The organism is Bradyrhizobium semiaridum, from assembly GCF_020329505.1.
GTDB classification, from domain to species: domain Bacteria; phylum Pseudomonadota; class Alphaproteobacteria; order Rhizobiales; family Xanthobacteraceae; genus Bradyrhizobium; species Bradyrhizobium semiaridum.
This window is the reverse complement of the sequence record NZ_JAGKJJ010000045.1, coordinates 24014-35252: the sequence shown is the minus strand read 5'-3', so window position 1 is coordinate 35252 and position 11239 is coordinate 24014. Positions and strand designations below refer to the sequence as shown.

The 11239-nt window shown below is 66.6% G+C and carries 6 protein-coding genes; 5 read left to right on the top strand and 1 reads right to left on the bottom strand.

Features of this window, described 5'->3' with window-relative positions:
• Positions 1-11: 11 nt before the first annotated feature.
• The 4 genes from J6500_RS30130 to murJ all read left to right on the top strand — a co-directional run bounded on the left by J6500_RS30130 (position 12) and on the right by murJ (position 5879).
• Positions 12-1424, top strand: a complete 1413-nt coding sequence (locus J6500_RS30130) for a mannose-1-phosphate guanylyltransferase/mannose-6-phosphate isomerase (protein WP_225716335.1) — start codon at positions 12-14, stop codon at positions 1422-1424.
• A 620-nt stretch (positions 1425-2044) separates the two neighbouring features.
• Positions 2045-3061 carry a Gfo/Idh/MocA family oxidoreductase gene (locus tag J6500_RS30125; RefSeq protein WP_376707876.1) on the top strand — a complete coding sequence of 339 codons (1017 nt, stop codon included), beginning with the start codon at positions 2045-2047 and terminating at the stop codon, positions 3059-3061.
• Positions 3062-3092: 31 nt separating this feature from the next.
• On the top strand, positions 3093-4244 hold the full coding sequence (locus tag J6500_RS30120) for a DegT/DnrJ/EryC1/StrS family aminotransferase (protein WP_225716332.1): 1152 nt from the start codon (positions 3093-3095) through the stop codon (positions 4242-4244).
• Between the two features lie 105 nt (positions 4245-4349).
• Positions 4350-5879, top strand: a complete 1530-nt coding sequence (gene murJ / locus J6500_RS30115; protein WP_225716331.1) for a murein biosynthesis integral membrane protein MurJ — start codon at positions 4350-4352, stop codon at positions 5877-5879.
• Positions 5880-5966: 87 nt separating this feature from the next.
• On the opposite strand, the gene J6500_RS30110 is transcribed toward murJ, so the two are convergent.
• The gene (locus tag J6500_RS30110) at positions 5967-8414 is read right to left on the bottom strand and encodes a bifunctional diguanylate cyclase/phosphodiesterase (RefSeq protein ID WP_225716330.1); all 2448 of its coding nucleotides are present in this window, start codon (positions 8412-8414) and stop codon (positions 5967-5969) included.
• 509 nt (positions 8415-8923) lie between these two features.
• Between J6500_RS30110 and J6500_RS30105 the strand changes: the two genes are divergently transcribed.
• Complete coding sequence (locus tag J6500_RS30105; protein ID WP_225716329.1) at positions 8924-11233, top strand: xanthine dehydrogenase family protein molybdopterin-binding subunit; 2310 nt, start codon at positions 8924-8926, stop codon at positions 11231-11233.
• The last annotated feature ends 6 nt before the right edge of the window (positions 11234-11239 follow it).

Sequence of the window (11239 nt, the reverse complement as noted above, 5' to 3'; positions counted from 1 at the left end):
TTGAGGCATCGATGAACCGACGAATTATCCCCCTGATCATGTGCGGCGGCGCGGGCACCCGGCTGTGGCCGGCCTCGCGCGAGGTGCATCCGAAGCAGTTCCTGTCGCTGTTCGGGGCGCGCTCGACCTTCCAGGAGACGCTGCTGCGGGTGTCGGACGCGGCAACGTTCGAGCGGGCGATCGTGATCACCAACGAGGCCTACCGCTTCATGGTGCTGGAGCAGCTCGCCGAGATCGGGCTCGAGGCCGACGTGCTGCTGGAGCCGATGCGGCGCGATTCGGGACCGGCGATCGCCGCCGGCGCGGCGTTCGCGCAGAGCCGCGATCCGGACGCGATCGTGCTGGCGCTCGCCGCCGATCACCTGGTGCGGGACACTCAGGCTTTCGTCGCGGCGTGCCGCGAGGGGCTGGCGGCCGCCGAGCAGGGCCGTATCGTGACCTTCGGCGTCCGGCCGGAGCGGCCCGCCACCGAATACGGCTACATCAATCCCGGCGACGTGGTCACCGGCGAGGTGCGGGCGGTCGCGCGCTTCGTCGAGAAGCCGGATGCGGCGACTGCGGCCGGCTATATCGATGCCGGCTATCTCTGGAACAGCGGCAACTTCATGTTCCGCGCTTCGATGCTGCTCGACGAGTATCGCAATGTCGATGCCGACAGCGTCGCCTCGGTCGAAGAGGCGGTGACGAATGCGGCGCGCGATCTCGGCTTCGTCAAGCTCGACGCGGCATCCTTTGCCGCGGCGAAGGCGATCTCGATCGACTATGCAGTGATGGAGAAGACCTCGCACGCTGCCGTGGTGCCGGTGGCCTGCGGCTGGTCCGACATCGGCTCGTGGCGCCAGGTCTGGGAGCTCTCCGACAAGGACAGCCAGGGCAACGCGGCGCGCGGCGCCGCGGTGTTCGAGGATTCCCGCAACTGCAACGTCGCGACCGACCGTGCGCTGGTCGCGCTGGAGGGCGTCGACGATCTCGTCGTCGTCGCGACGCAGGACGCCGTGCTGGTGTCGCGGCAGAAGGACGCGGGCGGGCTGAAGCGGCTGGTCGCGAAACTGAAGGTGACGGCGCCTGAGGTCACCGAAAGCCACATCAAGGTGCATCGTCCCTGGGGCTCCTACCAGTCGGTCGACAATGGCGAGCGCCATCAGGTCAAGCGCATTGTCGTCAAGCCGGGCGGACGGTTGTCGCTGCAAAAGCACCATCACCGCTCCGAGCACTGGATCGTGGTGCGCGGCACCGCGCAGGTGACGGTCAACGAGCTGATCAAGACCGTGCACGAGAACGAATCGATCTACATCCCGATCGGCGCGGTGCACCGGCTGGAGAACCCCGGCAAGATCCAGCTCGAGCTGATCGAGGTGCAGACCGGCAGCTATCTCGGCGAGGACGACATCATCCGCATCGAGGACGATTACCGGCGCAGCTGAGAGGGTGTGAAGCTTTGTCCCCCCACCGCTGTCATCGCCCGGCCTGTGCGCAATTACGCACGTTGACCGGGCGATCCAGTACGCCGCGGCCTATCGGCTCAATAACGACTGTCTCTGGAATACTGGGTCGCCCGGTCCCGTCTATGCCAAGGCTTCGACGAGGCTTGCGATCTCGGGCACGCCGGAGCTTTAGCGGAGGCGGCAAGCCGGGGGATGACAGCGAGCAAGTTGGGCAAACCAACTCGTCATCCTGAGATCTGGCCCCTATTGCGCGCGCCAGCCAGGCAAGCCGTTGCTCTGCGCAATGGCGCAATGTTGGTGCAATCTTTCGCCGTGAAGCTGGGACGCGGTCGGGTTCCGCTGCCCAAAAATGAGTCTCCGGACGATGTAACTCTTTGAATCAAAACGTGTCCGGATTTCGTTGTTGGCATTCGCCACATTTGTGACGCCGTGCTATAGCGGCTGCCAACGAGGGGGTCGTGGTTCGCGCCAAGGGCGCCAAACAGGGATAGCCTCTTGCGCTGATTCCCCTGGGAGCCGGGGTGGCTGCCAGACTAGCCGGGACAACCGCCAAAACGTCACGCCAGAAGTCACGTTAGAAGTCACTTGGGGTCTGCAATATGAATGCAAAACTGTCCGCGCCGGGCGCGAAGGCCGACATCAAGCGCGCATTGCGTGTCGGGGTGATCGGGGCCGGCGTGATGGGCAGCAACCATGCCCGCGTGCTGGCCGGGTTGCCCGATGTCGTGTTGATCGGCATCGTCGATCCGCTGCCGGAGCACCGAGCGCGCGCCACCGAGCTAGTCGGCTGCCGCGCCTTCGAGACGCTCGACGAGCTGCTTGCCGAAGGCGTCGATGCGGTGACGATCGCGGCTCCCACCCATTTGCATCACGAGATCGCGCTGACTTGCATCGCGCGCAATATCCACATCCTAGTCGAGAAGCCGGTCGCCTCCACCGTCGAGGAGGGCCGCGAGATCGTCGCCGCCGCGCAGCGCGCCGGCGTCACGCTGATGGTCGGCCATGTCGAGCGCTTCAATCCGGCGGTCGCGGCGATCAAGCAGGCGATCTCGGGCGAGGACATCCTGTCGATCGGCATCACCCGCGTCGGCCCGTTCCCGCCGCGGATGTCCAATGTCGGCGTCGTGATCGATCTCGCGGTGCACGATATCGATCTGATCCGCTGGTTCACCGAGTCGGATATCGTCGAGGTGCAGCCGCAGCTGTCGAGCGCGGTCGCCGAGCGCGAGGACATCGCGCTGCTCCAGTTCCGTACCGCGTCCGGCGTGCTCGCCCACATCAACACCAATTGGCTGACGCCGTTCAAGGCGCGCAACGTCACGGTCGCGACCCGCGGCAAATATGTGATGGGCGATCTGCTCACCCGCCAGGTCACCGAATGTTTCGGCTTCAAGCCGGACGGCAGCTATTCGATGCGCCATCTGCCGGTCGGCCATGATGAGCCGCTGCGTGCCGAACTGATCGCGTTCCTCGACGCCGTCCGCACCGGCAAGCTGCCGGCGGTGTCAGGCGATGAGGGCGTCGCGAGCCTCGAGATCGCGATCCGCTGCCTGGAATCGCCGGCCCGGCCCGCCGCCACGACGGTGCGCAAGGGTCCGCGCCGGATCGCTGGCTGATCGATTTCCAAGACCACGTGCGAAAGACTCCATGAACCAGCATATGCGTCCTGAACCCATTCCGTTCATCGACATCGCCACGCAGCGCCGGCGGATCGGCAAGGCGATCGACGAGGCGGTCGCCCGCGTGCTCGATCACTGCCAGTTCATCAACGGCCCCGAGGTCACCGCGCTGGAGAAGGCGTTGGCCGAATACAGCGGCGCCAGGCATGTGGTGACCTGCGCCAGCGGCACCGACGCGCTGCTGATGGTGCTGATGGCGAAGAATGTCGGCCCCGGCGATGCCGTGCTGTGCCCGTCCTTCACCTTCTGCGCGACCGGCGAGGCGGTGGCGCTGGCCGGTGCGACGCCTGTCTTCGTCGACGTCGAAGAGGCCACCTTCAACATCGACGTGAATTCGCTCAAGCGCGGCATCGCCACCGCGAAGGCGCGCGGGCTGAAGCCGGTCGGTGTCATCCCGGTCGACCTGTTCGGCCAGAGCGCCGATCACGACGCGGTGGCCGCGGTCGCCAAGGCCGAGGGCCTGTTCGTGCTCGACGACGCCGCGCAGGGCTTTGGCGCCAGCTTCAAGGGCCGCAAGCTCGGCACCTTCGGGCTTGCCACCGCTACCAGCTTCTTCCCGGCCAAGCCGCTCGGCTGCTTCGGCGACGGCGGCGCGATCTTCACCGATGACGACGAGCTCGCCAACACGTTGCGCAGCATCCGCGTCCACGGCCAGGGTTCGGACAAATACGACAATGTCCGCCTCGGTCTCACCGGCCGGCTCGACACCATGCAGGCCGCGGTGCTGATCGAGAAGCTGAAGATCTTCGACGACGAGATCGCCGCCCGCAACGTCGTCGCCGAGCGCTATGCCCGCGGGCTCGGCAATATCGTGACGGTGCCGCGGCTCGCCGCCGGCTGCACCTCGGTGTGGGCGCAATATACCATCCGCCTGCCGGAGGGGACCGACCGCGACGCGTTCGCGGCGGCGCTCAAGGCGCAGGGCATCCCGACCGCGATCTATTACACAAGGTCGATACATCAGCAGACGGCCTACCGCGACTTCCCGGTCGCCGACGGCGGCCTGCCGGTCAGCGAGCGCCTGTCGGAGGACGTCATCAGCCTGCCGATGCACGCTTATCTCGACGAAGCGGCGCAGCAGCGCGTCATCGAGGCGGTGCGCGGCGCGCTACAGGCATGATCCCGAAAAGTGGCGTTCCGGTTTTCGGATTGGATCATGGCTGAACTGATAGAGGCTGATACGCAGCTTTTGCGTAGTGTGGTGCTGGTGCGCTAGAAGCAGCGCATGCTCGGGCGCATCTTCACCGTCGGCGGCTACACGCTCCTTTCCCGGGTGACCGGATTCGCGCGCGACATCATGCTCGCGGCGATCCTCGGTGCCGGGCCCGTCGCCGACGCATTCTTCGTGGCGCTGCGGCTGCCCAATCATTTCCGCGCGATCTTCGCCGAGGGCGCCTTCAATGCCGCCTTCGTGCCGGCCTATGCCCATGTCCGCGGCGAGGGCGGGGAGGCGTCGGCGCGGCTGTTCGCCGACCGCATCTTCACGCTGCTGCTGGCCTCGCAGGTGGTCCTGCTGGTCGTGGCGATGGTCTTCATGCCGCAAGCGATGAGCATCCTCGCGCCCGGCTTCACCGAGGACGCCTCGCAGCGCCAGCTCGCGATCGAGCTGACGCGGATCACCTTTCCGTACCTCTTGCTGATCACGCTGGTGACGCTCTATGGCGGCATGCTCAACGTGATGCATCGCTTCGCCAGCGCGGCGGCGGCGCCGATCTTCCTCAACCTCGCCATGATGATGACGCTGGCGCTGGCCGCGTTCTTCCCCAGCGCGGGTCACGCCGCGGCCTGGGGCGTCCTGATCTCGGGCTTCCTGCAGTTCTTCCTGCTCGCCGGCGACCTCTCGCGCCATGGCGGCCTGCCGCGCTTTGCGCCCATGAAGCTCGACGAGGACGTCCGCGGCTTCTTCCGCGCGCTGGGCCCGGCCACGCTCGGCTCAATGGGGACCCAGGTCGCGCTGTTCGCCGACACCATCATCGCGACCTTCCTGCCGGCCGGCGCGCTGTCAGCGCTGTATTATGCCGACCGTCTCAACCAGCTGCCGATCGGCGTGATCGGGATCGCGATCGGCACCGTGCTGCTGCCGGAGATGTCGCGGCGGCTGTCAGCGGACGACCACGCCGGCGCGATGGCCGCGCAGCGCCGCGCCTTCGATTTCACGCTGCTGTTCTCGGTGCCGTTCGTGGCGGCGTTCCTCACCGTCGCCGATCCGATCATGCGCGCGATGTTCGCCCGGGGTGCCTTCTCCAAGGCCGATGCCGCCACCGCCGGTGCGACGCTCGCAGCCTACGCGGTCGGGCTGATTCCCTTCGTGATGATCCGCAGCGCGGTTGCGACCTTCTATGCCCGCAAGGACACTGCGACCCCGGTCAAGGCGGCGCTGACCGGTGTTGCCGTCAACGTCGCGCTCAAGATCGCGCTGGTCTCTTCGCTCGCCCAGGTCGGGCTGGCGCTGGCGACCGCGGCCGGCGCCTGGGTCAATCTGCTGCTCGTGCTGTTCTTCGCGGTGCGCCGCGGCTTCCTCGTGCTCGATCGCGCGCTGCTGCGCTCGTTCGGCACGTTTGCGATCTGCGGCATCGTGCTCGCGGTGGCGCTGTGGCTGACCTCGCATTTCGCGGCGGTATGGTTCGCGCCGATGCAGCACTTCCGCGACGAGATGATCCTGCTGCTGCTGATCGCGACGGGCGTCTTCGTCTACGCCTTCTCGATCCTCACGCTGTTCGGCCGCGGCTGGCTGTTTGCGCTGCGGCGGGTCTAGATCGGTTGCCCCAACCTCCTTTGCATGGGGTTGTTTTTCGATATCTTGAAGTGCCCCCTTTGAAGGGGAGTTCCGATATGCGCCGCTTCAGCAGTAGAGGCGATTCCGTTTCGGCTGGATCCAGCACGGCTCGCGCTCGATGCTGGCGGCCACACGCGGCGCCTCGTCTGCGGCGATCGGCGGAGAAAACACGAAGCCCTGCACCAGGTCGCAGTCGAGCCCGCCGAGCAGGTCCACTTCGGCGGGCAATTCGGCACCCTCCGCCACCACCTTCATGCCCAGCCCGTGCGACAGGGCGATGATGCCGCCGAGCAGCTTGCGCTTCTCCGGCGCGGTGGAGATGCCGTCCACGAAGGCGCGGTCCACCTTGAGCGAGTCGAAGGGCAGCCGCGTCAGATAGCCGAGCGAAGAGTAGCCGGAGCCGAAATCGTCCAGCGCCAGTCGGACACCGAGAGCGGCGAGCGCGGTCAGCGTGCGGCTGATGCGCTGCTCGGTATGATCCACGAACAGGCTCTCGGTCAGCTCCAGGCACAGCAGCTGTGCCGGCAAGCCGGTCTCCGCCAGCACGGTCGCAACGGCGGTCTCGAAGTCCACGTTCCAGATCTGCGCCGGCGAGACGTTGACCGAGACCGAGCGCGGCGGCAGCCCGGCATTGAGCCAGGCGCGGCCCTGCCGGCAGGCCTCGCGCAGCACCCACAGGCCGAGATCGACGATCAGCCCGGAGCTCTCGGCGATCGGGATGAACTCCGCCGGCGAGATCGGCCCGCGCTCGGGATGGGTCCAGCGCAGCAGCGCCTCGAAGCCGGTGACGCGGCCGGTCCGTAAGTCCACCTGCGGCTGGTAATGGGCTTCCAGGGTGCCGGCCTCCACGGCGTGGCGCAGATGGCGGCCGAGATCGAGCCTTTGATCGACCGCTTCGGCATGGACCGGCTCGAACAACTGCGCCCGGCCGCGCCCGGCCTCCTTAGCCATGTAGAGCGCGAGGTCTGCGTTGCGCACGGCGGTCTCCGCGGTCGCCCCGTGCTCCGGCAGGCGGGCGATACCGATGGTGGCGCCGACGAAGGCCTCGCCCTCGGTGAGATCGACGGGGCCGGACAATCGGCCGATGAGCCGATCGGCAAGCCCGGTCAGTGCGGTGTCGGACATGCCGTGTCCCTCCGCCAGCACCGCGAATTCGTCGCCGCCGAGCCGGGCGATGAAGGCGTGCGGCCCCAGTTCCTGGCGCAGCTCGGCAGCCACCCGGATCAGCAATTCGTCGCCGGCGGCATGGCCGAGGGAGTCGTTGACCTCCTTGAAGCGGTCGAGGTCGATGAGCAGCAGCGCGCTGCTCCGGCCTTCCAGGGCGCAGCCCTCGATCAGGGCGGCGAGCTGGCGCTTGAACAGCGCGCGATTGGCCAGCCCGGTCAGCGGATCGGTATAGGCGAGCTGCTCGAGCCGGCGCTCGGCATCCTTGCGCTCGGTGACGTCCTGCACCGTGCCGATGATGCCGATGACCTTGCCATGGGCGACCTCCGCCTTGCAGATCACGGCCAGGTCGCGGGCGGTGCCGTCCGCATGCAACATCCGCAGGTCGGTGGACTCGGTCCTGCGGGTGCGCAGGACCCGCTTCTGCATGCCGCCGAAGCGGTCGGCGTCGCCGCCAAGGAAGTAGGGCCGTATATTCTTATAGGTCGGCTCGAACGTGTCGGGGTCGAAACCGAGAAGCTGGTAGAGCTCGGGCGACCAGACCGTGCGGCCGATGTCCAGCCGGTAGCTCCAGGTGCCGATCTTGCCGAGCCGGTGGGCTTCCTCCAGCGCCCGCGTGCGCTGGTCGAGCAACGCCTTGGCCGCCCTCAGCTGGGTGATATCGCTGGACGTGCCGCGATAGCCGAGGAAGCTGCCGTCGTCGGCGAAGATCGGCTTACCGCTGGTGCAGATGCTGACGCGCGAGCCGTCCTGGCCGATCAGCGTATAGGTGAAGTCGCGAAAAGGGCGATGGGCCTCCATATCGGCCCGGTGCCGCGCCATTGCCTCCGCATCCTCGGGCGCATAAGCCAGTTCCCAGCGCGCCCTGCCGCCGGCGGCGACCGTCTGGAAGGCGGCATTGCCGGCCAGCGACTTGGGATAGGGCAGCAGCCGATGGGCGGCGTCGCTCTCCCAGCACCAGTCCGAGGCCGTGCTGACGAAATCGGCCAGCCGCTGCTCGCTCTCCGCGAGGCGCCGCAGCGCAGAGGTCTCCTCGGTGACGTCGCGGACGATGCCGGACACGCGCCGGACCTGACCGAGCGCGTCGAATTCCGGCTCGCCATGCTCGATACAGTCGAGCAGGCTGCCATCGGACTTGCGGAATCTCGTCCGCACCGCGTAGGGCCGCCCCTCCGCCCAGCAGGCCGCGTAATGCGCCTCCAGGGCTTTCCGGCTTTCGGGCAAATAGCGCTCGCGCACGGTCGCGATCGGGATGAAGCCGTCGATCGTCTCGAATTCGTAGAAGGCGGCGAACTCGGGCGATATCCAGAAATCGGTCGCGTCGGCACTCTGCGACTCCCAGTAGCCCATGCGGGCCATCCTGATGGCGCTTCGCAGCGACCGTTCCTCATGCCAGCGGCGACGCGCTACCCCCGCGGGGAGCTCCCCTTGCGGCAATTTGCGAACGCCCATTGGTCCCAACTCAAATACCAGCGTACATCACCCAACTGGGCGCCAGCATATAGCGCGACAACCTTACCTTGGAGCGAAGCCGGTCACAGTCTGGGGTTCGTTCGCGAATTTGGTGTAGTTTCCGTGAATCCGGTAACCGACACCAGGGATGAAGAACAAGGCATGACGGCCTCCTGTTGACGCTCTCCTATCAGCGGTGCGTCGCCCACCTGGAGCCGCGCAACGTGTAACGCGTTCCCTGCACGCGAACGGTATCCATTCACTCGACGAGGCTCTGGTTTTGCATTGTCAAATCAATCGCATAGGAATCGGTTGCGCAGGCGCGCCGGAGGTGGCGGAAAGCCGTTTGCGCTTCCCGGACAACCACGCCAATATGGCGGAACAAGAAGACTGCAACCGGAGACACTATGGCAGCCCCGATCAAATTCGGCGTCGGACAAAGCGTACGGCGCAAAGAGGATGACGCCCTGATTCGCGGCAAGGGCCGCTACACCGACGACGTTGCGCCGTCTCCCGCACTGCACGCGCTGATGCTGCGCTCGCCGCATGCGCACGCGACCTACACCATCGATGTCGGCAACGCCCGAGGCATGCCCGGGGTGGCGCTGATCCTGACCGCCGACGATGTCGCCGAGCTCGGCGGCCTGCCGTGCCTGTTCAATCTCGAGACCGATCCGTTCACCGCGCCGCCCTATCCGATCCTCGCCAAGGACGAGGTGCGCCATGTCGGCGACGCCGTCGCCTTCGTGGTCGCCGACACCGTCGATCACGCACGCGACGCGATCGAGGCGATCGAGGTCAAATGGACGCCGCTGCCGGCCGTGGTCGGCCTCGCCAACGCCGTGAAGAAGGGCGCGCCGCAGGTCTGGCCCGACAAGCCGGGCAATCTGCTGTTCGACGTCTCGATCGGCGACAAGAAGGCCGCGGATGCCGCCTTCGCCAAGGCACATGCGGTGGCAGAGATCACCATCGTCAATCCGCGCGTCATCACCAACTTCATGGAGACGCGCGCCGCGGTCGCCGAATACGACGCCAAGAAGGATCATCTGACGTTGACGATCGGCAGCCAGGGCAGCCATCGCCTGCGCGAGATCCTCTGCGACATGATCCTGAAGATGCCGAAGGAGAACATGCGGGTGATCTGCCCGGATGTCGGCGGCGGCTTCGGCACCAAGCTGTTCCCGTACCGGGAATACGCACTGATCTCGGTCGCTGCGCGCAAGCTGAAGAAGACCATCAAGTGGACCGCCGAGCGCTCCGACCATTTCATGGGCGACGCGCAGGGCCGCGACAATCTCACTACCGCGAAGATGGCGCTGGCCGAGGACGGCAAATTCCTCGGCATGGATGTCGACCTAATGGGCGACATGGGCGCCTATCTGTCGACCTTCGCGCCCTACATCCCGCATGGTGGCGCCGGCATGTTGCCCGGCCTCTATGACATCCAGGCCTTCCACTGCCGCGTCCGCACCGTGTTCACCAACACGGTGCCGGTCGATGCCTATCGCGGCGCCGGCCGCCCCGAGGCCGCCTATGTGATCGAACGGCTGGTGGACGCTGCCGCGCGAAAACTCGGCATGACGCCCGACGCGATCAGGCGGAAGAATTTCATTCCGCCGAAGTCGCTGCCCTACAAGACCGCGACCGGCAAGGTCTATGATTCCGGCGACTTCGTCGCGCATATGAAGCGCGCGATGGAGATTGCGAATTGGAAGGAGTTTCCCAAGCGCGCCAAGGCCGCGAAGAAGGAAGGCTTGGTGCGGGGCATCGGCATGGCGAGCTATGTCGAGGTCTGCGGCACCATGGGCGAGGAGACCGCCAATGTGGCGCTCGATCCCAACGGCGACATCTCGATCCTGATCGGCACGCAGTCGAGCGGGCAGGGTCACCAGACCGCCTATGCGCAGATCGTCGCCGAGCAGTTCGGCGTGCCGCCCGAGCGGGTCCACGTGCTGCAGGGCGACACCGACAAGATCGCGACCGGGCTCGGCACCGGCGGCTCGGCCTCGATTCCGTCCGGCGGCGTCAGCGTGCAGCGCGCTACGCACGAGCTCGGCAACAAGCTGAAGCAGCTTGCGGCGCAGGCGCTGGAAGCCGGCGCCGGCGACCTCGAGATCGCCGACGGCCGCATCCGTATCGCCGGCACCGACCGCTCGATCAGCTTTGCCGATCTCGCCAAGCGGCCCGGCGCCAGTGCCTCCGACATGAACGCCAGCGCGACGTTCGCGAGCGCCGACGGCACCTATCCGAACGGCACGCATCTCGCCGAGGTCGAGATCGATCCGGCCACCGGCATCATCAAGATCGTCAACTACGTCATCGTCGACGATTTCGGCGTCACGCTCAATCCGCTGATGCTGGCGGGCCAGGTGCATGGCGGCGCGATGCAGGGCATCGGGCAGGCGCTGATGGAGCAGGCGGTATACAGCTCCGCCGACGGCCAGCTCGTCACCGGCACCTTCATGGACTACGCGCTGCCGCGCGCGTCTGACGGGCCATCCTTCGTGTTCGAGACCAACAACGTGCCCTGCACCACCAATCCGCTCGGCGTGAAGGGCGCGGGCGAGGCCGGCGCGATCGGCTCCTGCCCCGCGGTGGTCAATGCGATCATCGAAGGCCTGCACCGCGAGTACAAGATCGATCACATCGACATGCCGGCGACCCCCGAGCGGGTCTGGATCGCGATCCGCGAGGCGCAGCGCCAGCATAATCTCTGATAAATA